This window comes from Streptomyces sp. NPDC006510, from assembly GCF_040611955.1.
Classification (GTDB): domain Bacteria; phylum Actinomycetota; class Actinomycetes; order Streptomycetales; family Streptomycetaceae; genus Streptomyces.
The window spans coordinates 17,527-43,110 of sequence record NZ_JBEXPH010000029.1 but is presented as its reverse complement, the minus strand read 5'-3'; the positions used below and the strand labels follow the sequence as shown (position 1 = coordinate 43,110).

Genomic DNA, 25,584 nt, shown 5'->3' with positions numbered 1-25,584 from the left:
CCTGTGCCGTGGGCCGGGCGAATGTGACGCAGCCGACCCGGCGCCCGTGGCCGATCCGAGACCTTTGCCACATGCCGGACGTGCCACCGGCCACCGTCGCGATGCCTGTACCGGGCAAGAAACCGCAGGTGAGCGCGGAATCACCGGCTGTTCAACTGCGCCGGGTGCCCGTTTTGTCCTCACGCGGAAGCAACAGGTGGCTGTGCAACCCTTCTTCGTGCCACGGCGTCGTACGCAGTACCGACGAGCCGACAGTCCAGTGCCCGAACACCGCTGCTGGGGGTAGCCGGGGAAGCTGACGACCGAAGGAGACCCATGACCGAGCAGAACGGGAGCGGCGGCCGGATACGCCCCACCGGCAAGCGCCGGAAGAAGCCCTCCCGTCGCCGCCGGGCGACAGTGATCGCCGCCTGGACCCTGGCCGGTGCGGTGGTCGTCGGTGGTGCCGGACTGGGATACGCCTACGTCAAGCTCAACGGCAATCTCAAGGCCGTCGACATCAACGCCGCGCTCGGCAAGGACCGCCCCGACAACATCGACAACGGCTCCCAGGACATCCTGGTGCTCGGTTCGGACTCCCGGTCCGGCGCGAACTCCGAGTACGGCGCCGACGAGGGAACGGCCCGCTCCGACACCGCGATGGTCCTGCACATCAACAAGGGCCACAGGACGGCCTCCGTCGTCTCCATCCCGCGCGACACCCTCATCACCCGCCCCGACTGCGCCAGCGACACGACCGGGCAGACCGTCGCGGGCCAGCAGCGCGCGATGTTCAACACGGCGTACGAGGTCGGCGGACCGGCCTGCGCGGTCAAGACCGTCGAGTCCATGTCCGGCATCCGCATGGACCACTACCTCGAAGTCGACTTCACCGGCTTCAAGAAGCTCATCGACGAGCTGGGCGGCGTGGAGATCACCACCACCGAGGCGATCGACGACCCCAAGAGCCATCTGAAGCTCGAACCCGGCACCCACACCCTCGACGGCGAGCAGTCGCTGGGCCTCGTCCGTACCCGCAAGAGCGTCGGCGACGGCAGCGACCTCGGCCGCATCCAGCTCCAGCAGGCGTTCATGAAGGCGCTGATGGAACAGGCCAGGAGCGTCGGGGTGTTCTCGAACCCGAAGACCCTGTTCGACCTCGCGGACACGGCCACCAAGACCATCACCACCGACTCCGACCTGAGCTCGGTCACGGAACTCACGTCCTTCGCCAACGGCCTCAAGGGGCTCGCCTCGAAGGACATTCACATGGTCACCCTGCCCGTCCAGTACGACCCGGCCGACCCGAACCGCGTCGTGCCGCTGGAGGATTCCGCCCGGCAGGTATGGGCCGCGCTCGCCCAGGACAAGGCGATCCCCGCCTCCGCCACCGAGAAGTCGGCGGGCGACAAGGGCGCCGCGGGCGGCGTCGTGCGGTGACCGGGCGGGCCGGGAATAGTTGCGGCCCGCCCCCGGTTTTGGGAGATACGGCCGGTCCTGGCAGACTGGTACGTCGGCCCCGGTTCACGGACGCGCAATCCGCGCGTACGACCCGGCGCCCTCCCGAACCTAGGAGAAACCCTTGAAGCGCGACATCCACCCCGAGTACGTCGAGACGCAGGTCAGCTGCACCTGTGGCGCGTCGTTCACGACCCGGAGCACCATCGACGGCGGCACCATCCGCGCCGACGTCTGCTCCGAGTGCCACCCGTTCTACACGGGCAAGCAGAAGATCCTCGACACCGGTGGCCGCGTGGCCCGCTTCGAGGCCCGCTTCGGCAAGGCCGCCGGCTCCGCCAGCAAGTAGCGAGCCACTGCGCCGGTTCCTGGCGCCCTCTTCCGGGGGCGTCGGGACCGGCGTTTTTTCCGGCCGGGGGTACGCGGCCCCGTTCCGTATCCCCGCCCGGCCGGCATCTCGCCGTCCAGCAGGCACGCACGAGTGAAGAAACCAGGAGCCCGAAGATGTTCGAGGCGGTCGAGGAACTGATCGGCGAACAGACCGATCTGGAGAAGAAGCTCGCTGACCCGGCGGTCCACGCCGACCAGGCCAACGCGCGGAAGCTCAACAAGCGCTACGCCGAGCTGACCCCGATCGTCGCGACGTACCGCTCCTGGAAGCAGACCGGGGACGACATCGAGACGGCCCGCGAGCTCGCCGCCGACGACCCCGACTTCGCCGCCGAGGTCAAGGAGCTGGAGAAGCAGCGCGAGGAGCTCACCGAGAAGCTCCGCCTCCTCCTGGTCCCGCGCGACCCGAGCGACGACAAGGACGTGCTCCTGGAGATCAAGGCCGGCGCGGGCGGCGACGAGTCCGCCCTGTTCGCCGGCGATCTGCTGCGCATGTACCTGCGCTACGCCGAGCGCGTCGGCTGGAAGACCGAGATCATCGACTCCACCGAGTCCGAGCTCGGCGGCTACAAGGACGTCCAGGTCGCCGTGAAGACCAAGGGCGGCAACGGCGCCACCGAGCCCGGCCAGGGGGTGTGGGCCCGGCTGAAGTACGAGGGCGGGGTGCACCGCGTGCAGCGGGTGCCGTCCACCGAGTCGCAGGGCCGCATCCACACCTCCGCAGCCGGTGTGCTCGTCACGCCCGAGGCCGAGGAGGTCGACGTCGAGATCCACGCCAACGACCTCCGTATCGACGTCTACCGCTCCTCGGGCCCCGGCGGCCAGTCCGTCAACACCACGGACTCGGCGGTCCGCATCACCCACCTGCCGACCGGCGTCGTCGCCTCCTGCCAGAACGAGAAGAGCCAGCTCCAGAACAAGGAGCAGGCCATGCGCATCCTGCGGTCGCGACTGCTCGCGGCCGCCCAGGAAGCCGCCGAGCAGGAAGCCTCGGACGTACGTCGCAGCCAGGTGCGTACGGTCGACCGTTCCGAGAAGATCCGTACGTACAACTTCCCGGAAAACCGCATCTCGGACCACCGCGTCGGCTTCAAGGCGTACAACTTGGACCAGGTGCTCGACGGCGACCTGGATTCCGTGATCCAGGCGTGCGTCGACGCCGACTCCGCAGCCAAGCTCGCCGCCGCGTAAGCAAAGCCCGCCCCACCCGTAAACCGTACGGAGAACCGCGATGAACCTGCTGCTCGCCGAGGTGGCCCAGGCCACCCAGCGGCTGGCCGACGCCGGTGTGCCCTCGCCGCGATTCGACGCGGAGGAACTCGCCGCGTTCGTGCACGGCGTCAAGCGGGGCGAGCTGCACCGGGTGCCGGACGCGGACTTCGACGCCCGCTACTGGGAGGCCATCGCCCGCCGCGAGGCCCGCGAACCGCTCCAGCACATCACCGGCCGCGCCTTCTTCCGCTACCTGGAGCTCCAGGTAGGACCCGGTGTGTTCGTTCCCCGCCCGGAGACCGAATCGGTCGTCGGCTGGGCGATAGACGCCGTGCGCGCGATGGACGTCGTGGAGCCGACCGTCGTCGACCTGTGCAGCGGATCGGGCGCCATCGCCCTGGCCATGGCCCAGGAGGTGCCGCGCTCGCGCGTGCACGCGGTCGAGCTGTCCGACGACGCCATCGAGTGGACCAGGAAGAACGCCGACGGATCCCGGGTCACCGTCCATCAGGGAGACGCGCTGACCGCCCTCCCCGAACTGGACGGCCAGGTCGACCTGGTCATCTCCAACCCGCCGTACATCCCGCTCACCGAATGGGAGTACGTGGCACCCGAGGCCCGCGACCACGACCCGGAGATGGCCCTCTTCTCCGGCGAGGACGGCCTCGACACCATCCGCGGCATCGAGCGCACCGCACACCGCCTGCTGCGCCCCGGCGGCCTCGTCGTCATCGAGCACGCCGACACCCAGGGCGGCCAGGTGCCGTGGATCTTCACCGAGGAGCGCGGCTGGGCGGACGCGGCCGACCACCCCGACCTGAACAACCGGCCCCGGTTCGCCACGGCCCGCAAGGCCATGCCGTGACCGGCGGCCACCACCCGCACGACCCGTACCCGTCATACCCGTACATGCTTGAGGAGGCCGGCTGATGGCACGGCGATACGACTGCAACGACGCGACCGACCGTACGACGGGTCTGCGTGAGGCCGCGTCGGCCGTCCGCCGCGGCGAACTGGTCGTGCTGCCCACCGACACCGTGTACGGCCTCGGTGCCGACGCCTTCAGCTCCGAGGGCGTCGCCGACCTGCTGGAGGCCAAGGGCCGCGGCCGCAACATGCCGACCCCCGTCCTGATCGGCTCCCCGAACACCCTGCACGGCCTGGTCACCGACTTCTCCGAACAGGCCTGGGAACTCGTCGACGCCTTCTGGCCCGGCGCCCTCACGCTCGTCGCCAAGCACCAGCCGTCGCTCCAGTGGGACCTCGGGGACACCCGCGGCACCGTCGCCATCCGGATGCCGCTGCACCCGGTCGCCATCGAACTGCTCACGGAGGTCGGCCCGATGGCCGTCTCCAGCGCCAACCTCACGGGCCACCCGGCGCCCGAGGACTGCGACTCCGCCCAGGAGATGCTCGGCGACTCCGTCTCCGTCTACCTGGACGGCGGCCCGACGCCCGGCATCGTGCCCTCGTCGATCGTCGACGTGACCGGCAAGGTCCCCGTGCTGCTGCGGGCCGGCGCGCTCTCCGTCGAGGAGCTCCGCAAGGTGGTACCCGACCTCGAGGTGGCCAATTGACCGCCCCTGAGGGGCGTGGCATAGCGGGGCGGTCCGACTCTTTCCGCATCCTCCACGTCAGCACCGGCAACGTCTGCCGCTCACCGATCACCGAGCGGCTGACCCGCCATGCCCTGGTGGACCGCCTCGGCGATCCGCTCAGCGGCGGACTGATCGTGGAGAGCGCGGGCACCTGGGGCCACGAGGGCGCCCCCATGGAGGCCAACGCCGAGACCGTCCTCGCCGACTTCGGCGCCGACACCACCGGCTTCGTCGGCCGGGAACTGCTCGACGAGCACGTGATCCGCGCCGACCTGGTGCTCACCGCCACCCGCGACCACCGCGCGCAGGTGATCTCGATGGGTCACTCGGCCGGCCTGCGGACCTTCACCCTCAAGGAATTCACCCGGCTGGTCCGGGCGATAGACCCCGCCACGCTGCCCGACCCGCGGGACGAGGGCGTCGTCGAGCGCGCCCGCGCACTGGTCCGCGCCGCGGCCGCGCTGCGCGGCTGGCTGCTGGCCCCCACCGCCGAGGCGGACGAGGTGTACGACCCGTACGGCGCCCCGATCACGTTCTTCCGCTCCATCGGCGACGAGATCAACCAGGCCCTCGACCCGGTCGTCACCGCCCTGACCGGCGTACCCGTACAGCACTGACGGGCATGCCGTCCGCGCCACTCTGACGGGCGTACGCACCGTCCGGGTACGGCAGGGCCCAACGGGTGCACGACGGCGCCGCACAGCAGGCAGGAGGCCCGTCGCGGGCCTACATTGGACCTGACGCCAGCGCACCCCTCCCCAGGTCCGGAGCACATCGATGCCGGTCACCACTCCAGCCGCACCGCCCTCCGCCCCCGGGACCGCCCTGCCGCAGGACTTCGACGCCCTGCTCCGGGAGGATCCGGAGATCGCCGCCGTGCTGCTGGGGGAGCTGCACCGCGAGTCCAGCACCGTGCAGCTGACCGCCGCCGAGAACTTCACCTCGCCCGCGGTCCTCGCCGCCCTCGGCTCCCCGCTCGCCAACAAGTACGCCGAGGGCTATCCCGGCGCCCGCCACCACGGCGGCTGCGAGCAGGCCGACGCCGCCGAACGCATCGCCTGTGGCCGCGCCACCTCGCTCTTCGGCGCCGAGCACGCCAACGTCCAGGCGCACTCCGGTTCCTCAGCGGTCCTCGCCGCGTACGCCGCCCTGCTCCGCCCCGGTGACACGGTGCTCGCGATGGGACTCCCGTACGGCGGACACCTCACCCATGGTTCGCCCGCCAACTTCTCCGGCCGCTGGTTCGAGTTCGTCGGCTACGGGGTGGACTCGGAGAGCGGCCTGATCGACTACGAACAGGTGCGCGCCCTGGCCCGTGCCCACCGCCCCAAGGCGATCGTGAGCGGCTCGATCTCGTACCCCCGCCATCCCGACTACGAGCTGTTCCGGGAGATCGCCGACGAGGTGGGCGCGTATCTCATCGCCGATTCCGCGCATCCGATGGGACTGATCGCCGGGGGAGCGGCACCCAACCCGGTGCCGTACGCCGATGTGGTCTGCGCGACCACGCACAAGGTGCTGCGCGGGCCGCGCGGCGGGATGATCCTGTGCGGTGCGGAGCTGGCGGAGCGGATCGACCGGGCGGTCTTCCCGTTCACCCAGGGCGGTGCCCAGATGCACACCGTCGCCGCGAAGGCCGTCGCGTTCGGGGAGGCGGCCACCCCGGCGTTCACGGCGTACGCGCATCGGGTGGTGGCCCATGCCAGGGTGCTGGCGGCCGGACTGGAGGAGGAGGGCTTCGAGGTCACCACGGGCGGCACGGACACCCACCTGATCGTCGCGGACCCGGCCCCGCTGGGCGTCGACGGACGGACCGCCCGCGCCCGGCTGGCCCAGGCCGGCCTGGTGCTGGACACCTGCGCGCTGCCGTACGGGGACGCCCGGGGCATCAGGCTCGGTACCGCGGCCGTCACCACCCAGGGCATGAACGACGCCGACATGGCCAGGCTCGCGGTGCTCTTCGGAATGGCGGTGCGTGAGGAGGGCGACATCCGCGCCGAGGTGCGGGAACTGGCGGAGCGGTATCCGCCCTATCCGGGGTAGCCCCGGGGTGTGCAACCGATCGGCCCGAGCGTTGTGTCCTCAGTCATGAGGCCGACGCAGCGCGGCCGTCCCGCCCAGCCGGACGGTTTAAGGTGTGGGCTGAGATGGCCGGCGAAAATCTATGGGGCAGCCCGTGCGTGATTACCTGCTGACGCTCTGTGTCACGGCCGCGGTGACCTATCTGCTGACCGGTCCGGTGCGTAAGTTCGCCATCGCGATCGGGGCGATGCCCGCGATCCGTGCGCGTGACGTCCACCGAGAACCGACACCGAGGCTCGGTGGCATCGCCATGTTCGGCGGGCTGTGCGCCGGACTGATCGTCGCGGCCCATCTCCACAACCTCGACTGGGTCTTCCAGCTCTCCAACGAGCCGCGGGCGCTGCTCTCCGGCGCCGCGCTGATCTGGCTGATCGGTGTCCTGGACGACAAGTTCGAGATCGACGCCCTGATCAAGCTCGGCGGGCAGATGATCGCCGCCGCGGTCATGGTCATCCAGGGCCTCACGATCCTGTGGCTGCCGATCCCCGGCGTCGGCACCGTCGCGCTCACCCAGTGGCAGGGCACGCTGCTCACGGTCGCCCTGGTCGTCATCACCATCAACGCGGTCAACTTCGTCGACGGTCTGGACGGTCTCGCGGCTGGCATGGTGTGCATCGCCTCCGCCGCGTTCTTCCTGTACACATACCGGCTCTGGTACGGGCACATGATCGAGGCGGCGGCCCCGGCGACGCTCTTCATGGCGATCCTGATGGGCATGTGCCTGGGCTTCCTCCCGCACAACATGCATCCCGCGCGGATCTTCATGGGCGACTCGGGTTCGATGCTGATCGGCCTGGTGCTCGCGGCCGGAGCGATCTCCGTGACGGGCCGGGTCGACCCGGACACGATGAGGCTCTTCGCCGGCAGCGAGCGCGAGGCCACCCACGCGATGCTGCCGGTCTTCATCCCGCTGCTGCTGCCGCTGACGATCATCGCGGTCCCGACCGCCGACCTGGTGCTGGCGATCGTGCGCCGGACCTGGAACGGCCAGTCGCCGTTCGCGGCGGACCGCGGCCATCTGCACCACCGGCTGCTGGAGATCGGCCATTCGCACAGCAGGTCCGTGCTGATCATGTATTTCTGGTCGGCCCTGATCGCCTTCGGGGCGGTCGGCTACTCGGTGCACTCGGCGTCCCTGTGGATCGTGCTGGTGATCATGGGGATGAGCACGCTGGGTCTCGTGCTGCTGCTGATGCCCCGCTTCACCCCGCGGGCCCCGTACTGGGCGGAACGCTTCGTACCGCCTCGCTATCGCCGCAGGCGCCGGGGCAAGGGCGGTGCTCCCGAGGCGGAAGCCTCGTCGGAGTCCGAGGCCCAACAGGCGCCCCTGGAAACCCGGATGGGACAGAAGGGGGCCGAGTCACAGGAGCGCACCCCGGTCGTCGTGGGAGTCTCCGGCGTCAACGGGGCGACCGCTATCGGCCCCCGTTCGCGTTTTTCGGACAGAGACAGGGCTGAATCCGCACGCTGAGAATTCGGTCATCAAGGGTCAATACCTGACAACAAATCGAGTTGTCTTGCTCACATGCGCGAATTCACTCTCACGTGTGACAGTAAGCACACTTTCTTGGTAAAGACCTCATCAAATAGTTTGTGATACCGTTCACGAAGCCCGGTGACGGAGCCGAAGGGCCTGAGTAGCACGGTCCATTGGCCCGAGGCATCGACTCGGACCGGGCCTACGCTCGTCCATGACGACACACTGCCCACCCCCTGCAAGCGGAGCTGCCGCCATGCCGTCCAACGACGCCCGGACTCTCCTTCAAGCCGCCGTACCCACCGCTGTCGCCGGTGCTGTTGCCGTCGCCGTCAGTGCTGGTGTCGCCGGTGGCAAGGGAGCCCTTGGCGCGGGCGTTGCGACGATCGTGGTGATCCTCTTCATGGGGATCGGACTGCTGGTCCTGCAACGGACCGCGCGGTCCCTGCCCCATCTGTTCCAGGCGATGGGGCTGATGCTGTACACGACTCAGCTTCTCCTTCTGTTCATCTTTGTTGCCGCCTTCAAGAACACGACGATGTTCAACCCGAAGGCGTTCGCGATCACGCTGGTCGCGATGACCCTCGTGTGGATCGGCGCACAGACGCGTGCACACATGAAGGCCAAGATCCTTTACGTCGAACCCGAGTCCGACAAGGCGGAAAAGCCCAAGAACACGGGCTCGAAGTCGTGAAGGGTAGGGGCGGGATAAGTGCGGGTTCAAGACCCTGCTATCGTCCGGTTCCAACTGCGGCACTGCGGGCGCGGGCATGTGAGCTGACGCCTGCTCGATCGCGAGGCTCAATGCCTGACTGCCGCTCACACATCCGTAACACCAGTCCAGTGCCGAACCGCGGCTGCGCGCCGCGCCGACACAACGAGGTTGCCGTACCTATGCGCCACGCTGAAGGAGCCCGCGGTGAGTGCTGACCCGACACAGGTGCTCGCCTTCGAGACCGATTGCCACATCTTCGACGGTTGTGGTTTCCCGGGTCCCGGCTTGCACTCTTTCCTGTTCGAGCCGATCTTCGGTGACGCGGACAGCAACATCTACTTCAACAAGACGATGCTGCTGGCGCTCCTCGGTACGGTCATCATCGTCGGCTTCTTCTGGGCCGCCTTCCGTAAGCCGAAGGTCGTTCCGGGCAAGCTGCAGATGGTCGCGGAGGCCGGCTACGACTTCGTCCGCCGGGGGATCGTCTACGAGACGCTCGGCAAGCGCGAGGGCGAGAAGTACGTCCCGCTGATGGTGTCGATCTTCTTCTTCGTGTGGATGATGAACCTCTGGTCGATCATCCCGCTCGCCCAGTTCCCGGTGACGTCGATCATCGCGTACCCGGCCGCTCTGGCCTTGATCGTCTACGTCCTCTGGATGAGCGTCACCTTCAAGAGGCACGGCTTCGTCGGCGGCCTCAAGAACCTGACGGGCTACGACAAGTCGCTCGGCGGGGTTCTGCCGCTGATCATGGTCATCGAGTTCTTCTCGAACGTCCTGGTCCGGCCCTTCACGCACGCGGTCCGACTCTTCGCGAACATGTTCGCCGGTCACACGCTGCTGCTGCTCTTCACCATCGCCAGCTGGTACCTGCTCAACGGCATCGGTATCGCCTATGCGGGCGTCTCGTTCGTGATGGTCATCGTGATGACGGCCTTCGAGCTCTTCATCCAGGCTGTTCAGGCGTACGTCTTCGTGCTCCTGGCGTGCACCTTCATCCAGGGCGCTGTCGCCGAGCACCACTGATCGCGCCTCCCATACCCCCAGTCGTCCGGTGGCCAACCCCCGCCGGTCCGTGAAAGAGAAGGAAGAACTGGCATGTCCCAGACCCTTGCCGCCGTCACCGGTTCCCTCAGCTCCGTCGGTTATGGCCTGTCCGCCATCGGCCCCGGCGTCGGCGTCGGCATCATCTTCGGTAACGGCACCCAGGCTCTCGCCCGTCAGCCCGAGGCTGCCGGCCTGATCCGCGCCAACCAGATCCTCGGCTTCGCCTTCTGTGAGGCGCTCGCCCTGATCGGTCTGGTCATGCCGTTCGTCTACCCGACCTCCTGACTGGTCGCGTACAGACCATTCGACGGAAGGCACTGACGTGAACCCTCTGGTTCAGCTCGCGGCGGAGAAGCCGGAAAACCCGCTCGTCCCGCCGATCCCTGAGCTCGTCATTGGCTTCATCGCCTTTGTCATCGTCTTCGGCTTCCTCGCCAAGAAGCTCCTCCCGAACATCAACAAGGTTCTGGAAGAGCGCCGCGAGGCCATCGAAGGCGGTATCGAGAAGGCCGATGCGGCCCAGACCGAGGCCCAGAGCGTGCTTGAGCAGTACAAGGCTCAGCTCGCCGAGGCCCGCCACGAAGCCGCGCGCCTGCGCCAGGAGGCGCAGGAGCAGGGCGCCGTGATCCTGCAGGAGATGCGGGCGGAAGGCCAGCGGCAGCGCGAGGAGATCATCGCTGCCGGCCACGCCCAGATCGAGGCCGACCGCAAGGCCGCGGCCTCCGCGCTGCGTCAGGACGTGGGCAAGCTCGCCACCGACCTGGCCGGCAAGCTCGTCGGCGAGTCCCTTGAGGACCACGCACGGCAGAGCGGCACCGTCGACCGTTTCCTCGACGAGCTCGAGGCGAAGGCCGAGGCTGTCCGATGAACGGCGCGAGCCGCGAGGCACTGGCTGCCGCACGCGAGTCGCTCGACGCGCTGACCGACAACACGTCGGTCGACGCGGCGAAGCTCGCCGAGGAGCTGGCCGCCGTAACGGCGCTGCTCCAGCGCGAGGTCTCACTGCGGCGGGTCCTGACCGACCCGTCGCAGCCCGGCGAGGCCAGGGCGGAGCTGGCCGGACGACTGCTGCGCGGTCAGGTGGGCGGCGAGACCGTCGACCTGATCTCCGGCATGGTCCGCTCCCGCTGGTCGCAGTCGCGTGACCTGGTCGACTCGGTCGAGGAACTGGCGAACACCGCAGACCTCACCGCCGCCCAGCGCAGCGGAGACCTCGACGACGTCGAGGACGAGCTGTTCCGGTTCGGCCGGATCGTCGCCTCCGACAAGGAGCTGCGCGCCGCGCTCACCAACCGGTCCGCGTCCGCGTCCGCCAAGGGGCAGCTGCTGCACAGCCTGCTCGGCGGCAAGACACGGCCCGCCACCGAGCGCGTCATCACGCGTCTTGTCACCCAGCCGCGTGGACGTAGCCTGGAAGAGGGAATCGAGTCCCTCTCCAAGCTGGCCGCGGAGCGCCGGGAGCGCATGGTCGCCGTGGTCACCTCGGCAGTGCCGCTCAGCGATCGGCAGAAGCAGCGCCTCGGCGCCGCGCTGGCGAAGATCTACGGCCGCCCGATGCACCTGAATCTCGATGTGGACCCCACGGTCCTCGGCGGGATCGTGGTGCGGGTCGGTGACGAGGTCATCAACGGCACCATCTCGGAGCGCCTCGAAGAGGCGACCCGTCGTATGGCCGGCTGACCGGCGCGGCGCAGCAACAGAACAGAGCAAGACCAGCGGCCCGGTTGGGCCGTGCAGAAATTGCAGAAGATTCCTGGGGGTCGGCCCCCAGACCCCCTTAAGAAACTTCGGGCCCAACAAGGAGAGCAGGGAACCCAGATGGCGGAGCTCACGATCCGGCCGGAGGAGATCCGGGACGCGCTGGAGAACTTTGTCCAGTCGTACAAGCCGGACGCGGCCTCGCGCGAGGAGGTCGGTACGGTCAGCGTTGCCGGCGACGGCATCGCGAAGGTCGAGGGTCTTCCCTCGGCCATGGCGAACGAGCTGCTGAAGTTCGAGGACGGCACCCTCGGTCTCGCCCTCAACCTTGAGGAGCGCGAGATCGGTGCGATCGTCCTCGGCGAGTTCAGCGGCATCGAAGAGGGCCAGCCGGTGCAGCGCACCGGTGAGGTGCTCTCCGTCGGCGTCGGCGAGGGTTACCTCGGCCGCGTCGTCGACCCGCTCGGCAACCCGATCGACGGTCTCGGCGAGATCGCGACCGACAGCCGCCGCGCCCTCGAGCTGCAGGCCCCTGGCGTCATGGTCCGTAAGTCGGTGCACGAGCCGATGCAGACCGGCTACAAGGCCGTCGACGCCATGGTGCCGATCGGCCGCGGCCAGCGTCAGCTGATCATTGGTGACCGTCAGACGGGTAAGACCGCTCTGGCCGTCGACACGATCATCAACCAGCGCGACAACTGGCGCTCGGGCGACGTGAACAAGCAGGTGCGCTGCATCTACGTCGCCATCGGTCAGAAGGGCTCCACCATCGCCTCCGTGCGCGGTGCCCTCGAAGAGGCCGGCGCGCTCGAGTACACGACCATCGTCGCCGCCCCGGCGTCCGACCCGGCCGGCTTCAAGTACCTGGCGCCGTACACCGGTTCGGCCATCGGCCAGCACTGGATGTACCAGGGCAAGCACGTCCTGATCATCTTCGACGACCTCTCGAAGCAGGCCGACGCCTACCGCGCCGTGTCGCTTCTGCTGCGCCGTCCGCCGGGCCGTGAGGCCTACCCGGGCGACGTCTTCTACCTCCACTCGCGTCTGCTGGAGCGCTGCGCGAAGCTCTCCGACGAGATGGGCGCCGGTTCGATGACGGGCCTCCCGATCGTCGAGACCAAGGCGAACGACGTGTCGGCGTTCATCCCGACCAACGTCATCTCCATCACCGACGGCCAGTGCTTCCTGGAGTCCGACCTGTTCAACGCCGGCCAGCGTCCGGCCCTGAACGTCGGTATCTCGGTCTCCCGCGTCGGTGGCTCCGCCCAGCACAAGGCGATGCGCCAGGTCTCCGGCCGTCTCCGTGTCGACCTCGCCCAGTACCGCGAGCTGGAGGCGTTCGCCGCCTTCGGTTCCGACCTGGACGCGGCCTCGAAGGCGTCGCTTGAGCGCGGTAAGCGCATGGTCGAGCTGCTGAAGCAGCCGCAGTACTCTCCGTACCCGGTCGAGGAGCAGGTCGTCTCCATCTGGGCCGGCACCACCGGCAAGATGGACGAAGTCCCGGTCGAGGACATCCGTCGCTTCGAGAGCGAGCTGCTGGAGTACCTGCGCCGCGAGCGCAAGGACCTCCTGACCAGCATCGCCGAGGGCGCCAAGATGTCCGACGACACGCTGCAGTCGGTCGCCGACGCGGTCGCCGCCTTCAAGCAGCAGTTCGAGACCTCGGACGGCAAGCTCCTGGGCGAGGGCTGATCGATGGGCGCTCAGCTTCGCGTTTACAAGCGCCGCATTCGCTCCGTCACCGCCACGAAGAAGATCACCAAGGCGATGGAGATGATCGCCGCCTCGCGCATCGTCAAGGCGCAGCGCCAGGTGGCGGCGTCGACGCCGTACGCGACCGAGCTCACCCGTGCGGTGACCGCGGTGGCGACCGGCTCCACCACCAAGCACCCGCTGACCACCGAGGCCGAGACCCCGGCACGGGCCGCGATCCTGCTCATCACGAGCGACCGCGGTCTGGCCGGCGGTTACTCCTCCAACGCCATCAAGGCCGCGGAGCGACTGACCGAGCGGCTCCGGGGCGAGGGCAAGGAGGTCGTCACGTATGTGATCGGCCGCAAGGGTGTTGCCTACTACGGCTTCCGTGAGCGCAAGCTCGCGGATTCGTGGACGGGCTTCACCGACAGCCCGACGTACGCGGATGCGAAGCGGGCCGCGGCCCCGCTGATCGAAGCGGTCACCCAGGAGACCGCCGACGGCGGCGTGGACGAGCTGCACATCGTCTTCACGGAGTTCGTGTCGATGATGACGCAGAACCCGGTCGACGACCGGATGCTGCCGCTCAGCCTCGATGCCACGAAGAACGAGGACGGCAAGGGCGAGATCCTGCCGCTGTTCGACTTCGAGCCGTCGGCGGAGGACGTCCTCGACGCCCTGCTTCCGCGGTACGTCGAGAGCCGGATCTACAACGCGCTGCTGCAGGCCGCTGCTTCCGAGCACGCTGCCCGCCGCCGCGCGATGAAGTCGGCCACCGACAACGCCGGTGAGCTCATCAAGACGCTCTCCCGGCTTGCCAACGCGGCCCGCCAGGCCGAAATCACCCAGGAAATCAGCGAGATCGTCGGTGGTGCCAGTGCGCTGGCCGACGCGACCGCGGGGAGTGACAAGTAATGACCACCACAGTTGAGACGGCCGTTGCCACGGGCCGCGTCGCCCGGGTCATCGGCCCGGTCGTCGACGTGGAGTTCCCCGTCGACGCGATGCCGGAGATCTACAACGCGCTGACCGTCCAGGTGGCCGACCCGGCCGAGGACGGCAAGCTCAAGAAGCTGACCCTTGAGGTCGCACAGCACCTCGGCGACGGCCTGGTCCGCGCGATCTCGATGCAGCCCACCGACGGTCTGGTCCGCCAGGCCCCGGTGACCGACACGGGCACCGGCATCACGGTCCCCGTCGGTGACATCACCAAGGGCAAGGTGTTCAACACCCTCGGCGAGATCCTCAACAAGCCCGAGGCCGAGGCCGAGGTCACCGAGCGCTGGCCGATCCACCGCAAGGCGCCCAACTTCGACCAGCTCGAGTCCAAGACCGAGATGTTCGAGACCGGCGTCAAGGTCATCGACCTTCTCACCCCGTACGTCAAGGGTGGAAAGATCGGTCTGTTCGGTGGTGCCGGTGTCGGCAAGACCGTTCTGATCCAGGAAATGATCTACCGCGTGGCCAACAACCACGACGGTGTGTCGGTGTTCGCCGGTGTCGGCGAGCGCACCCGTGAGGGCAACGACCTCATCGAGGAAATGGCCGACTCGGGCGTCATCGACAAGACGGCGCTTGTCTTCGGTCAGATGGACGAGCCGCCGGGCACGCGTCTTCGCGTCGCGCTGGCCGGTCTGACCATGGCGGAGTACTTCCGCGATGTGCAGAAGCAGGACGTGCTCTTCTTCATCGACAACATCTTCCGGTACACCCAGGCCGGCTCCGAGGTGTCCACCCTGCTCGGCCGTATGCCGTCCGCGGTGGGTTACCAGCCGAACCTGGCCGACGAGATGGGTCTGCTGCAGGAGCGCATCACGTCGACCCGTGGTCACTCGATCACCTCGATGCAGGCGATCTACGTCCCCGCGGACGACCTGACCGACCCGGCTCCGGCCACCACCTTCGCCCACCTCGACGCGACGACGGTTCTCTCCCGTCCGATCTCCGAGAAGGGCATCTACCCGGCCGTGGACCCGCTGGACTCCACGTCCCGGATCCTGGACCCGCGTTACATCGCGGAGGACCACTACTCGGCCGCCATGCGCGTCAAGGGGATCCTCCAGAAGTACAAGGACCTCCAGGACATCATCGCGATCCTCGGTATCGACGAGCTGGGCGAGGAGGACAAGCTCGTTGTCCACCGTGCCCGTCGTGTCGAGCGCTTCCTGTCGCAGAACACCCACGTCGCCAAGCAGTTCACCGGCGTGGACGGTTCGGACGTGCCGCTCGACGAGTCGATCGCCGCGTTCAACGCGATCTGCGACGGGGAGTACGACCACTTCCCCGAGCAGGCGTTCTTCATGTGCGGTGGCATCGAGGACCTCAAGGCCAACGCCAAGGAGCTCGGCGTCTCCTGAGCCCATGGCTCACCGAGGGGGGCGGGCGTGTCCCGTCCCCCTCACCACGCCCCTTAGAATTGACCCAACACCCGGCTCGAACGGCCGGGTGGTGACCCGAGGAGCCACCCTTGGCTGCTGAGCTGCACGTCGAGCTGGTCGCCGCGGACCGCAGTGTCTGGTCCGGCGAGGCCACCCTGGTCGTCGCGCGCACCACGTCCGGCGACATCGGCGTCATGCCCGGTCACCAGCCGCTTCTGGGTGTGCTGGAATCGGGCCCGGTGACGATCCGTACGAGCGATGGCGGCACCGTGGTCGCCGCTGTGCACGGCGGTTTCATCTCGTTCGCGGACGACAAGCTCTCGCTGCTCGCGGAGATCGCGGAGCTGGCGGACGAGATCGATGTCCAGCGCGCCGAGCGTGCGCTGGAGCGCGCGAAGTCGGACACGGACGCTGCTTCCGAGCGGCGCGCCGAAGTTCGACTGCGTGCGGTGGCGGTGCGCTAGCGCACCGCGACAACATAGCTTTACCCTCAGCCGCGGCCCGAGCTGGAGACCACTCCAGACCGTGCCGCGGCTGAGGCGATGCAGGTGCGGTTGTAGTTCTGGCGGTATCCGTTACTCGACGACGCGAGGAGGTCGGTGGAGATGTTCCTCGCGCTGTGGGTGGGCGGGCTGGTCGTCGCACTGGTTTTGATTGGACTCTTCGTCTTCGGTCTGCGCCGGCGGCTGATTCAGCGTTCCGGCGGGACCTTCGACTGCAGCCTGCGATGGAACGTGCCGGAGGAGCCCGATATCTCCGGCAAGGGCTGGGTGTACGGGGTCGCCCGGTACAGCGAGGACCGGATCGACTGGTTCCGGGTCTTCTCGTACGCGCCTCGCCCGCGCCGGGTCCTGGAGCGTTCCGCGATCGAGGTGGTCGCCCGGCGGCTGCCCGAGGGCGAGGAGGAGCTGGCGCTCCTGTCCGACGCCGTGGTGCTCGGCTGTCTCCACCGGGAGACCCGCCTGGAGCTGGCCATGAGCGAGGACGCGCTGACCGGATTCCTGGCCTGGCTGGAGGCGGCGCCGCCCGGCCAGCGGGTCAATGTGGCTTAGCGTCTGAGAAAAGAACCGGGGAGACGGGGGGCGGACCCGTCTCCCCGGTTGTTTTCGGGGTGTTGCTCGGTGCTGGTGGGGGGTTGCTCCAGACCGTGGGGGTTACTTCAGGCCGCTGCTGATGGCGCCGACGAGTTCACCGTTGGCGGTGTCGCCGCTGAACTCCCAGAAGAACGCGCCTCCCAGGCCCTGGCTCTTCGCCCAGCTCATCTTGGACGTGATGGTGGCGGGGGTGTCGTAGCTCCACCAGTTGGTGCCGCATTTGGCGTACGCGGTGCCGGCGACGGTGCCGGTGGCCGGGCAGCTGGTCTTGAGGACCTTGTAGTCCTCGATGCCGGCCTCGTACGTGCCGGGGGCGGCGCCGGTGGCGGTGCCGCCGGGTGCGTCCTGGGTGACACCGGTCCAACCGCGGCCGTAGAAGCCGATGCCGAGCAGGAGCTTGGAGGCGGGGACGCCCTGGGCCTTCAGCTTGGCGATGGCGTCGGCGGAGTTGAAGCCGGCCTGCGGGATGCCGTCGTACGAGGTGAGCGGGGAGTGCGGGGCGGTCGGGCCCTTGGCTGCCCAGGCGCCGAAGAAGTCGTACGTCATCACGTTGTACCAGTCCAGGGACTGGGCGGCGCCGGCGTAGTCGGCGGCGTCGATCTTGCCGCCGTCGGAGCCGTCGGCGGTGATGGCGGCGGTCACCAGGTTGTTGCTGCCGAACTTCGAGCGCAGCGCCGTGGTGAGGCCCTTCAGCGCGGCCGGGCCGCTGGTGTCGCAGGTCAGCCCGCAGGCGTTGGGGTACTCCCAGTCGATGTCGATGCCGTCGAAGACATCGGCCCAACGGGGGTCCTCCACCAGCTTGTAGCAGGAGTCGGCGAACGCGGCCGGGTTCTTCGCGGCCTCACCGAAGCCACCGGACCAGGTCCAGCCGCCGAAGGACCACAGGACCTTGATGTGCGGGTACTTCGCCTTGAGCTTGCGCAGCTGGTTGAAGCTGCCGCGCAGTGGCTGGTCCCAGGTGTCGGCGACGCCGTCGACGGACTTGTCGGCGGTGTACGCCATGTCGTAGTCGGCGTAGGAGTCACCGATCGTGCACTTGCCGCCCTGGACGTTGCCGAAGGCGTAGTTGATGTGCGTGATCTTCGCGGCGGAACCCGAGGTGTCCAGGTTCTTGACGTGGTAATTCCGGCCGTAGACGCCCCAGTCGGTGAAGTAACCGAGGTTGACCTTGCCGCCGGGGTCGGGGTTGCCGCCACCGCCGGTGGTGCGGACCTTGACCGCGCCGCTGACCGGGCCGGTCTGGCCGGCGGTGTCACGGGCCTGCACGGTGTACGAGTAGTCGGTGCCGGCCTTGAGGCCGGAGTCGGTGTACGTCGTACCGGTGACCGTCGAGACGACCGCGCCGTCCCGCAGCACGTCGTAGTTCTTGATGCCGTTGTCGTCGGTTGCCGCGGTCCAGCTCAGCTTGGCGGAGGTGTCGGTGACGCCGCTCGCGGTGGGGGTGCCCGGTGCCGAGGGGGCGTTGTTGCCGGGGACGCTGCCGCCGTCGCAGGAGGCGCCGTTCAGCTTGCAGCCGGTGGGGGCGCCGGGGCCGGTGCCGTTGAAGCCGAAGCTGACGGAGGCGCCGGGGGCGACCGAGCCGTTCCAGCCGAGGTTCTTGGCGGTCCAGTGGGTTCCGGAGCTGGTGACGGTGGCGTCCCAGGCGGAGCCGACCGCGGTGCCGGAGGGGAAGTCCCACTCGATGGTCCAGGAGGACAGGGCGGTGGTGCCGGTGTTCTTCACCGTCCACTGGCCCTCGAAGCCGCTGCCCCAGTCGGACTTCTTGACGAAGGAGGCGGTCGCCGAGGTGGCGGCCTCGGCGGGGGAGGCCAGGCCGACCATCGCGGCGAGGGGAAGCAGCAGCGCGGTGAGGCCCGCGACCGCTCTGGATCTGGTGGCTCTTCCGGACCCGAGTCTGAATCGGGTCCGGCGTAGGGGGGTTTCAGTGCTCAACGGTGCTCCTCGGGTGAGGTCCGGACAAACGGGGGTGGTCCGTGGACTGCAAACCCTGCGCCGCCCTGAGCCCGCCTTGTCATGGCGTGCTCACCGCAGTGTGCTCGGTGAGATTAGGAAGGTCTGGACCAATCGTCAAGAGGTCTGGACCAAAGTTCGTGACTAGGGCCTGATCCGCCGGACAGGCCCTAAACCTCAGACGCCCAATTCCTGTGCGAGTACGGCCGCCTGGACCCGGCTGCGCAGCCCCAGCTTGCCCAGCAATCTGCTCACATGGGTCTTCACCGTCGCCTCCGCCATGGAGAGCCGGAGCGCGATCTCGGCGTTCGACAACCCCTCGCCGAGGCAGCCCAGCACCTCCCGCTCCCGCCGGGTGAGCGCGTCGAGCACCGAGGAGTCGGGCGCGTTCGCCGGCCGTACGGGAGTGGTTCCGGCGAACTCGGCGATCAGACGGCGCGTCACCGCCGGGGCGATCAGCCCCTCACCCCGGGCCACCGTGCGTACAGCTTCGAGCAGATCGCGCGCGTCGGTGTTCTTCAGCAGGAAGCCCGCGGCCCCCGCCCGCAGCGCCCCGAAGACGTACTCGTCCAGATCGAACGTGGTCAGCACCAGTACGTCCGCGAGCCGTTCGGCCACCACCTGCGCGGTCGCCGACACCCCGTCCAGCCGCGGCATCTGAATATCCATCAGCACCAGATCCGGCCCGAGTTCCCGGGCCAGCCGCACCGCCTCCTCGCCGTCCCCGGCCTCGCCCACGACCTCGATGTCGGGGGCGCTGCGCAGAATGAGCACCAGCCCCGCCCGGACGGCCGACTGGTCCTCGGCGACCACAACCCGGATCGTCATGTCCTCGACGCCCCTTCCTCCACGGGCAGTTCGGCCCGTACCCGCCAGATCTTCGTACCGCCGGCGGCGCTCGACGGACCGGCCTCGATCGTGCCGCCCAGCAGCGCCACCCGCTCCCGCATCCCCACCAGACCGGCCCCCGAACCGGGGGCGCGCGGCACGGGGCGGTCCCCGAGCACACTGCTGACCTCCACCGTGAGCAGCTGCCCGGACTGCCCGAGCCGCACCGTGACCGGACCGGGCGCGGCATGCTTGAGCGCGTTCGTCAGGGACTCCTGGACGATCCGGTACGCGGCCAGCTCGACCGGCGCGGCAAGCGGGCCGCGTTCGCCCCGGGTGTCCTCGAACGCGCAGCTCAGGCCGCTCGGCGCGGCGCTCGTACGGGTCTGCTCGACCAGTGCGTCCAGCGAGGCGAGGGTGGGGGACGCGGCCGGTTCCAGGGCGCCGCCGCCGGTGCGCAGCAGCCCGATCAGCCGGCGCATCTCGGCGAGGCCGTCGACGCTGTTCTCCCGGATCACCCCGAGCGCGTCGCGGGAGGTGTCCGGGTCGTCGATGGAGAGCGCGGCGGTGGAGTGGATGGCGATCGCCGAGAGGTGGTTGGCCACCATGTCGTGCAGCTCGCGGGCCATCCGGGTGCGCTCGGCGGTCACCGCCTGGGTCCGGTCCATCTCGGCCAGCAGCGCGGTCTGGTCGGCGCGCAGCCGGGCGGCCTCGGCGGCGTCCCGGTGGTTGCGGACGCTGACCCCGGTGATGGCGGGCAGGAACGACACCATGGCGGTGACGAGGCCGATCAGCAGTGCTTGCGGGTTGCGGAACCAGGCCAGGAATCCGATGGTGATCCCGACCGTGATCAGGAACGTGGTCACCGGGATGCGGCGGGCGGCGGACGGTGTCCCGTACAGCACGGCCGCGTACATGAGATCCGTGAACATCAGGACCGTCGCGAGGTTCCCGACCGTGAACTGGTCCGCGACCAGCGCGAGGGTTCCGATGACCAGGGCCGTCTGCGGGGCGGTCCTGCGTACCAGTTCGAGCCCCGAGACGACGGCGAGCGGCAGCAGGGAGACCCATGGGGCGACGAAGGTCCGTTCGCCCTGGATGTACAGGCCGAGCGCCCACAGGACGAGGCCGCCGAAGAGACCGAGGGCGGCCAGGAGCACGTCGTGGCGGTGCGGCCGGGCGAGGGAGATCACCCTCCTATCCAACACGGCGGCCCGCGGCCGGACCTCCTTACCGGGGGCGAGGCACGAGTACATCGAAGTATGCAGTCACGGTTCGTCACTGCCGACGACGTTTCCGGGCGTCGCGGCCGGGAGGCTGGAGGCGACGGGAAGGAGAAGTGCTGTGATCGTCACGCTGATCGTGCTCTGTGAAGTCGCCTTCTGGGTGCTGCTGGCCGCGGGGCTCGCGCTGCGGTACCCGGCGAAGAAGCCGAGGCTGGGCGCGGCCGTGCTGCTGTGCGAGCCGCTGCTGGAGGTCGTGCTGCTGGTGGTGACGGCCATCGACCTGAAGAACGGGGCGCAGCCCGACTGGAAGCACGGGCTCGCCGCGGTCTACATCGGCTTCACGGTGGGGCTCGGCCACTCCACGATCCGCTGGGTCGACGCCCGGGTCGCCCACCGCTTCGCGGGCGGGCCGCCGCCGGTGCGGCCGCCGAAGTACGGCCTGGCGCGCGCGGTGCACGAGTGGAAGGTCGCCGGGCGCTGGACGGTCGCGGCGGTGACCGCGCTGGCGCTGCTCCAGGCGGCCGTTTGGTACGTGGGCGGGGACGGCGATGTGTCGTCGCTCCAGGCGTGGCAGCAGAAGATGCTGTTCGTGATCGGGCTCAACGTGGTCATCGCGGGGAGCTACACGCTGTTCCCGAAACGCGAGCCGGCCGGGCGCTGAGCGGCCGGACGGGCAGCGGCCCGCACCCGTCCGGCGTCTTCGTACGCGGTGGTTACCGCTCGCCGCCCGGCACCCACAGCACGTCGCCGACCTCCTTGTTCGCCGTCCGCGCGAGGATGAACAGCAGGTCGGAGAGCCGGTTGAGATACGTGGCGGTCAGCGCGTTCATCACGTCGCCGTGCACCTCCAGCGCCGCCCAGGTGGACCGCTCCGCGCGCCGGACCACCGTGCACGCCTGGTGCAGCAGCGCCGCCCCGGGCGTGCCGCCCGGCAGGATGAAGCTGCGCAGCTTCTCCAGCTGCTCCAGGAAGTGGTCGCAGTCCGCCTCCAGCTTGTCGACGTAGCTCTGCTCCACCCGCAGCGGCGGGGCCATTTTCTTTAGAAGCGCCGGGTCCTTGACGACCGGGGTCGAGAGATCCGCGCCCACGTCGAACAGGTCGTTCTGCACACGGACGAGGACCTTCACGACGTCCTCGGGGAGCTGGCCGAGCGCGATCGCGGTACCGATGACGGCGTTGGCCTCATTGGTGTCCGCGTACGCGGAGATCCGCAGATCGGTCTTGGCGGTCCGGCTCATGTCGCCGAGGGCGGTGGTGCCCTGATCGCCGGTGCGCGTGTAGATACGTGTCAGATTGACCATGCTGCAAGGCTAGTGCCCCACTCGACGAAACACCCGGGCGCCCACCGCCACGGCCGCGACCGCGAAGGCGACCGCCACCACTGCCCCGTACAGCATGTGCGAGGTGGCGTACGAGCCCACGTACGCGTCCCGCACCGCGTCCACGAGATAGCGCAGTGGTGTGAAGCGCGACGTGATGTCCAGCCACGCCGGTCCCAGTGTCATCGGCAGCATCAGACCGGAGAGCAGCATCGCCGGCATGGTCACCGCGTTGATGACGGGTCCGAACTCCTGCGGCGTCGCGACCTTCATGGCCAGCGCGTAGGACAGCGACGCCAGCGCGACCGTGAGCAGACCGACGAACGCGAAGCCGATCAGCACCCCGGGCAGCGGCGCGCGCAGGCCCATGACCAGGGCGGCCAGCACCAGCAGCACCGCCTGGAGCATGAAGAGCAGGGCGTCGCGCAGCACCCGGCCGAGCAGCAGCGCCAGTCTGCTGACCGGTGTCACCCGCATCCGCTCCAGCACTCCCGTGGACTTCTCGACGATGATCGAGAATCCGGCGAACGAGGCGCCGAACAGGGCAAGTTGAAGCAGCAGTCCGGGGATCAGGACCTGCCAGGAGTCGCCGGACGAGCCGAGCGGCAGACCGTCGAGGAGTGGGCCGAAGAAGAGCAGATACAGCAGCGGCATCAGTACGCCGAAGAGCATCTGGAAGCGGGAGCGCAGGGTCTGGCGGGCGTACCGTCCGAAGACGAGCGCGGTGTCGTGAAGCAGCATCAGAGCCCTTGTACGGAGAGGGGTGCGGCAGCGGCGGGCGCGGCGGCGCGGCCGGTGATCGCGAGGAAGGTGTCCTGGAGCGAGGCGGCGGGGGAGCCGGCGTACTCGGCCCTCAGTGCGGCCGGGGTGCCCTCGGCCACGACCACGCCCCGGTCGATCACGATCAGCCGGTCGGCGAGCGCGTCCGCCTCGTCGAGGTAGTGGGTGGTGAGGACGACCGTGGTGCCGAAGTCGTCGCGCAGCCCGCGCACCAGCTCCCACAGGCCGGTGCGGCTGCCCGGGTCGAGGCCGGTGGTGGGCTCGTCGAGGAAGAGGACGGGCGGGCGGTGGACGATGCCCATCGCGATGTCCAGACGGCGGCGCTGACCGCCCGAGAGCGTGACCGCCTTCCGGTCGAGCAGATCGTCGAGGCCGAGCCCGCGGGCCAGTTCCGCCGCCCGCGCGCTCGCGTCCGCCCTGCTCAGCCGGTACAGCCGCCCCTGGGTGACCAGCTCCTCCCGCACGGTCAGATGCGGGTCGACGCCGCCGGACTGGGCGACGTATCCGCACTTCGCACGGACCTCGGCGGGGTCGTCGGCCAGGTCGTGCCCGGCGACGGTTGCCGCGCCGCCGGTGGGGGCGAGCAGCGTGGTCAGCATCCGCAAAGTGGTGGTCTTGCCCGCCCCGTTGGGGCCGAGCAGGCCGACGATCTCGCCCTCGGCGACCGTCAGATCGACGGACCGGACGGCGTGGACCGGCCCGTGCCCGCTGTCGAAGGTCCGGGCGAGCCCGGCCGTACTGATGATTGGCATAGCGACCACAAAAACAGAGTCGCTTAAAAAATGCAATGACTCCAATTTTTCATCGGCTCACCCACCGGCCCTACGATGGACGGATGGCTGAGGGACTCAGGGAACGCAAGAAGCGCCAGGCCAGGCAGCACATCTCGGACCTCGCGACCGGGCTGTTCCTGGAGCGCGGTTTCGTCACGGTGACCGTCGCCGAGATCGCCGAGCTGGCGGACGTCTCCGTCAACACCGTCTACAACTACTTCCCCGCCAAGGAGGACCTCTTCCTGGACCGGATGACCGGTGTCACCCAGCGGGTGGCCCGTTTCGTCCGCGCCCGCGACAAGGGCGAGTCGGCGGCCGAGGCGGTGCTGCGGGAGCTGCGGGCCCTGGTCGTCGCGGTGTCGCCGGAGATCGGACTGATGGACGGCTTCGCCGACTTCATGCGGGTCGTCGAGGAGGCGCCCACGCTCCAGGCCCGTCTCGGCCGCCTCCAGCGGGAGGTCCTGGACGCCGTCGTCACGACCCTCCGCGAGGAGACGGGCGCTGCGGCGGACGATCCGCTGCCGGGTCTGGTGGGTGGTCAGCTCGCCTGGATCGAGGGGGCCCTCGTGGACTGCGTCAGCCGGGAGATGCTGGCCGGACGCAAGGCGGTCGACGTTTCGCGCGACGCGCTCGTCCTGCTCGACGAGATCGAGGACCTCCTCGGCGAAAAGGTCCTCAACTACGCCCGACGCGCCGCCGAATGAGGTGTGCCGGTGTGATGTCCGTCATGTGAGACGTGACGCGCATCTCTTCACGGCCCCAGCGCCCCTCACGGGTACTAATCTCCGCCGGAGAGCATATGAACAACCGTTGAGACCGGCCGTGCAGGGACCAGCTGCAGAGGCGAACAGAAACCAAGGGGTGCAGACGTGGCCAGGAAGCTCGCCGTCATCGGAGCCGGACTCATGGGATCCGGCATCGCGCAGGTCTCCGCCCAGGCGGGCTGGGACGTGGTGCTGCGCGACGTCACCGACGAGGCCCTGGCCCGTGGACGTGACGGCATCAAGGCCTCGTACGACAAGTTCGTCTCCAAGGGCAAGCTGGAGGCGGCCGACGCCGAGGCCGCGCTCGCCCGCATCACGACCACCACCGACCTCGACGCGGTCGCCGACGCGGATGTCGTCGTCGAGGCCGTCTTCGAGAAGCTGGAGGTCAAGCACGAGATCTTCCGGGCCCTCGACAAGATCGTCCGGGACGACACCGTCCTCGCCTCCAACACCTCCGCCATCCCGATCACCAAGATCGCGGCCGTGACGGAGCGCCCCGAGCGCGTCGTCGGTGTGCACTTCTTCTCGCCGGTCCCGATGATGCAGCTCTGCGAACTCGTCCGCGGCTACAAGACCAGCGACGAAACCCTCGCCACCGCACGGGAGTTCGCCGAGTCCGTCGGCAAGACCTGCATCGTCGTCAACCGCGACGTGGCCGGCTTCGTCACCACCCGGCTGATCTCGGCGCTCGTCGTCGAGGCCGCCAAGCTGTACGAGTCGGGCGTCGCCTCGGCCGAGGACATCGACATCGCCTGCAAGCTGGGCTTCGGCCACGCCATGGGCCCGCTCGCCACGGCGGACCTGACCGGCGTCGACATCCTGCTGCACGCCACGAGCAACATCTACACCGAGTCGCAGGACGAGAAGTTCGCCGCGCCGGAGCTGATGCGCCGGATGGTGGACGCAGGTGACATCGGCCGCAAGAGCGGGCAGGGCTTCTACACGTACTGATCGTTTTCGGTCCTCCGGTCGCCTGATCTGCCGTCGGTCAGGCCCGGAGGTCCGGGGGGAGTCTCCCGGAGCCAGTGGATCCGAGCGGGCCCCGCCGCGCCTCAGTCACTCCGCGGAGTGAATTCGGTATCGGTTCGCTTACAGACGGCAACTTCCCTGTCGCTGCC

27 protein-coding genes are annotated in these 25,584 nt (G+C 68.9%); 21 read left to right on the top strand and 6 right to left on the bottom strand.

Annotated elements, in window-relative coordinates; all coding sequences use genetic code 11:
- Window positions 1–315: 315 nt before the first annotated feature.
- From ABZY11_RS12430 to ABZY11_RS12345, 18 genes are all read left to right on the top strand, one after another.
- The gene (locus ABZY11_RS12430; protein WP_356479089.1) at window positions 316–1,419 is read left to right on the top strand and encodes an LCP family protein; all 1,104 of its coding nucleotides are present in this window, start codon (window positions 316–318) and stop codon (window positions 1,417–1,419) included.
- Window positions 1,420–1,561: 142 nt separating this feature from the next.
- A complete protein-coding gene (gene rpmE / locus ABZY11_RS12425; protein ID WP_019764351.1) occupies window positions 1,562–1,786 on the top strand; it encodes a 50S ribosomal protein L31 in 225 nt (74 codons plus the stop codon).
- Between the two features lie 155 nt (window positions 1,787–1,941).
- Window positions 1,942–3,018 carry a peptide chain release factor 1 gene (gene prfA, locus ABZY11_RS12420; RefSeq protein ID WP_356479088.1) on the top strand — a complete coding sequence of 359 codons (1,077 nt, stop codon included), beginning with the start codon at window positions 1,942–1,944 and terminating at the stop codon, window positions 3,016–3,018.
- Window positions 3,019–3,058: 40 nt separating this feature from the next.
- The gene (gene prmC / locus ABZY11_RS12415; protein WP_326767849.1) at window positions 3,059–3,904 is read left to right on the top strand and encodes a peptide chain release factor N(5)-glutamine methyltransferase; all 846 of its coding nucleotides are present in this window, start codon (window positions 3,059–3,061) and stop codon (window positions 3,902–3,904) included.
- 64 nt (window positions 3,905–3,968) lie between these two features.
- Entirely contained in the window at window positions 3,969–4,616 is a 648-nt protein-coding gene (locus ABZY11_RS12410) for an L-threonylcarbamoyladenylate synthase (protein WP_356479087.1), read from the top strand.
- Entirely contained in the window at window positions 4,613–5,254 is a 642-nt protein-coding gene (locus ABZY11_RS12405) for a protein-tyrosine-phosphatase (RefSeq protein WP_356479086.1), read from the top strand. Before ABZY11_RS12410 ends, ABZY11_RS12405 begins: the two co-directional genes overlap by 4 nt.
- 160 nt (window positions 5,255–5,414) lie before the next feature.
- Window positions 5,415–6,680, top strand: a complete 1,266-nt coding sequence (gene glyA, locus ABZY11_RS12400; protein ID WP_356479085.1) for a serine hydroxymethyltransferase — start codon at window positions 5,415–5,417, stop codon at window positions 6,678–6,680.
- A 121-nt stretch (window positions 6,681–6,801) separates the two neighbouring features.
- On the top strand, window positions 6,802–8,190 hold the full coding sequence (locus ABZY11_RS12395; protein ID WP_356479084.1) for an MraY family glycosyltransferase: 1,389 nt from the start codon (window positions 6,802–6,804) through the stop codon (window positions 8,188–8,190).
- A 262-nt stretch (window positions 8,191–8,452) separates the two neighbouring features.
- Complete coding sequence (locus ABZY11_RS12390) at window positions 8,453–8,890, top strand: hypothetical protein (RefSeq protein ID WP_124716366.1); 438 nt, start codon at window positions 8,453–8,455, stop codon at window positions 8,888–8,890.
- 210 nt (window positions 8,891–9,100) lie between these two features.
- A complete protein-coding gene (atpB, locus tag ABZY11_RS12385) occupies window positions 9,101–9,937 on the top strand; it encodes a F0F1 ATP synthase subunit A (protein ID WP_326770187.1) in 837 nt (278 codons plus the stop codon).
- A 72-nt stretch (window positions 9,938–10,009) separates the two neighbouring features.
- Complete coding sequence (locus tag ABZY11_RS12380; protein WP_072483720.1) at window positions 10,010–10,243, top strand: F0F1 ATP synthase subunit C; 234 nt, start codon at window positions 10,010–10,012, stop codon at window positions 10,241–10,243.
- A gap of 37 nt (window positions 10,244–10,280) precedes the next feature.
- On the top strand, window positions 10,281–10,826 hold the full coding sequence (locus ABZY11_RS12375; RefSeq protein ID WP_072483719.1) for a F0F1 ATP synthase subunit B: 546 nt from the start codon (window positions 10,281–10,283) through the stop codon (window positions 10,824–10,826).
- The gene (locus ABZY11_RS12370; protein ID WP_356479083.1) at window positions 10,823–11,638 is read left to right on the top strand and encodes a F0F1 ATP synthase subunit delta; all 816 of its coding nucleotides are present in this window, start codon (window positions 10,823–10,825) and stop codon (window positions 11,636–11,638) included. Before ABZY11_RS12375 ends, ABZY11_RS12370 begins: the two co-directional genes overlap by 4 nt.
- Window positions 11,639–11,776: 138 nt before the next feature.
- Window positions 11,777–13,348, top strand: coding sequence for a F0F1 ATP synthase subunit alpha (gene atpA, locus ABZY11_RS12365; RefSeq protein ID WP_356479082.1), 1,572 nt, complete (start codon window positions 11,777–11,779; stop codon window positions 13,346–13,348).
- A 3-nt stretch (window positions 13,349–13,351) separates the two neighbouring features.
- On the top strand, window positions 13,352–14,266 hold the full coding sequence (locus ABZY11_RS12360; protein WP_356479081.1) for a F0F1 ATP synthase subunit gamma: 915 nt from the start codon (window positions 13,352–13,354) through the stop codon (window positions 14,264–14,266).
- On the top strand, window positions 14,266–15,708 hold the full coding sequence (atpD, locus tag ABZY11_RS12355) for a F0F1 ATP synthase subunit beta (protein ID WP_356479080.1): 1,443 nt from the start codon (window positions 14,266–14,268) through the stop codon (window positions 15,706–15,708). The genes ABZY11_RS12360 and atpD overlap by 1 nt, the downstream gene beginning before the upstream one ends.
- 110 nt (window positions 15,709–15,818) lie before the next feature.
- Entirely contained in the window at window positions 15,819–16,193 is a 375-nt protein-coding gene (locus ABZY11_RS12350; RefSeq protein WP_093898532.1) for a F0F1 ATP synthase subunit epsilon, read from the top strand.
- A gap of 141 nt (window positions 16,194–16,334) precedes the next feature.
- Entirely contained in the window at window positions 16,335–16,781 is a 447-nt protein-coding gene (locus ABZY11_RS12345; RefSeq protein ID WP_356479100.1) for a DUF2550 domain-containing protein, read from the top strand.
- Between the two features lie 102 nt (window positions 16,782–16,883).
- On the opposite strand, the gene ABZY11_RS12340 is transcribed toward ABZY11_RS12345, so the two are convergent.
- From ABZY11_RS12340 to ABZY11_RS12330, 3 genes are all read right to left on the bottom strand, one after another.
- Window positions 16,884–18,755 (bottom strand): glycoside hydrolase family 18 chitinase, encoded by a 1,872-nt coding sequence (locus ABZY11_RS12340; RefSeq protein ID WP_356479079.1) that lies wholly within the window; start codon window positions 18,753–18,755, stop codon window positions 16,884–16,886.
- A gap of 195 nt (window positions 18,756–18,950) precedes the next feature.
- Window positions 18,951–19,601, bottom strand: a complete 651-nt coding sequence (locus ABZY11_RS12335; RefSeq protein ID WP_356479078.1) for a response regulator transcription factor — start codon at window positions 19,599–19,601, stop codon at window positions 18,951–18,953.
- On the bottom strand, window positions 19,598–20,794 hold the full coding sequence (locus ABZY11_RS12330; RefSeq protein ID WP_356479077.1) for a histidine kinase: 1,197 nt from the start codon (window positions 20,792–20,794) through the stop codon (window positions 19,598–19,600). The genes ABZY11_RS12335 and ABZY11_RS12330 overlap by 4 nt, the downstream gene beginning before the upstream one ends.
- Before the next feature lie 151 nt (window positions 20,795–20,945).
- On the opposite strand from ABZY11_RS12330, the gene ABZY11_RS12325 reads away from it, so the two are divergent.
- On the top strand, window positions 20,946–21,488 hold the full coding sequence (locus tag ABZY11_RS12325; protein WP_356479076.1) for a hypothetical protein: 543 nt from the start codon (window positions 20,946–20,948) through the stop codon (window positions 21,486–21,488).
- A gap of 52 nt (window positions 21,489–21,540) precedes the next feature.
- On the opposite strand, the gene ABZY11_RS12320 is transcribed toward ABZY11_RS12325, so the two are convergent.
- The 3 genes from ABZY11_RS12320 to ABZY11_RS12310 are packed head-to-tail and all read right to left on the bottom strand — an operon-like array spanning window position 21,541 to window position 23,678.
- Window positions 21,541–22,128 carry a cob(I)yrinic acid a,c-diamide adenosyltransferase gene (locus ABZY11_RS12320; protein ID WP_356479075.1) on the bottom strand — a complete coding sequence of 196 codons (588 nt, stop codon included), beginning with the start codon at window positions 22,126–22,128 and terminating at the stop codon, window positions 21,541–21,543.
- A gap of 9 nt (window positions 22,129–22,137) precedes the next feature.
- Entirely contained in the window at window positions 22,138–22,887 is a 750-nt protein-coding gene (locus ABZY11_RS12315) for an ABC transporter permease (protein WP_356479074.1), read from the bottom strand.
- Window positions 22,887–23,678 (bottom strand): ATP-binding cassette domain-containing protein, encoded by a 792-nt coding sequence (locus tag ABZY11_RS12310; RefSeq protein ID WP_356479073.1) that lies wholly within the window; start codon window positions 23,676–23,678, stop codon window positions 22,887–22,889. Before ABZY11_RS12310 ends, ABZY11_RS12315 begins: the two co-directional genes overlap by 1 nt.
- 83 nt (window positions 23,679–23,761) lie before the next feature.
- Between ABZY11_RS12310 and ABZY11_RS12305 the strand changes: the two genes are divergently transcribed.
- Entirely contained in the window at window positions 23,762–24,403 is a 642-nt protein-coding gene (locus ABZY11_RS12305; RefSeq protein ID WP_356479072.1) for a TetR/AcrR family transcriptional regulator, read from the top strand.
- A gap of 165 nt (window positions 24,404–24,568) precedes the next feature.
- Entirely contained in the window at window positions 24,569–25,417 is an 849-nt protein-coding gene (locus ABZY11_RS12300) for a 3-hydroxyacyl-CoA dehydrogenase family protein (RefSeq protein WP_356479071.1), read from the top strand.
- Window positions 25,418–25,584 lie beyond the last annotated feature (167 nt).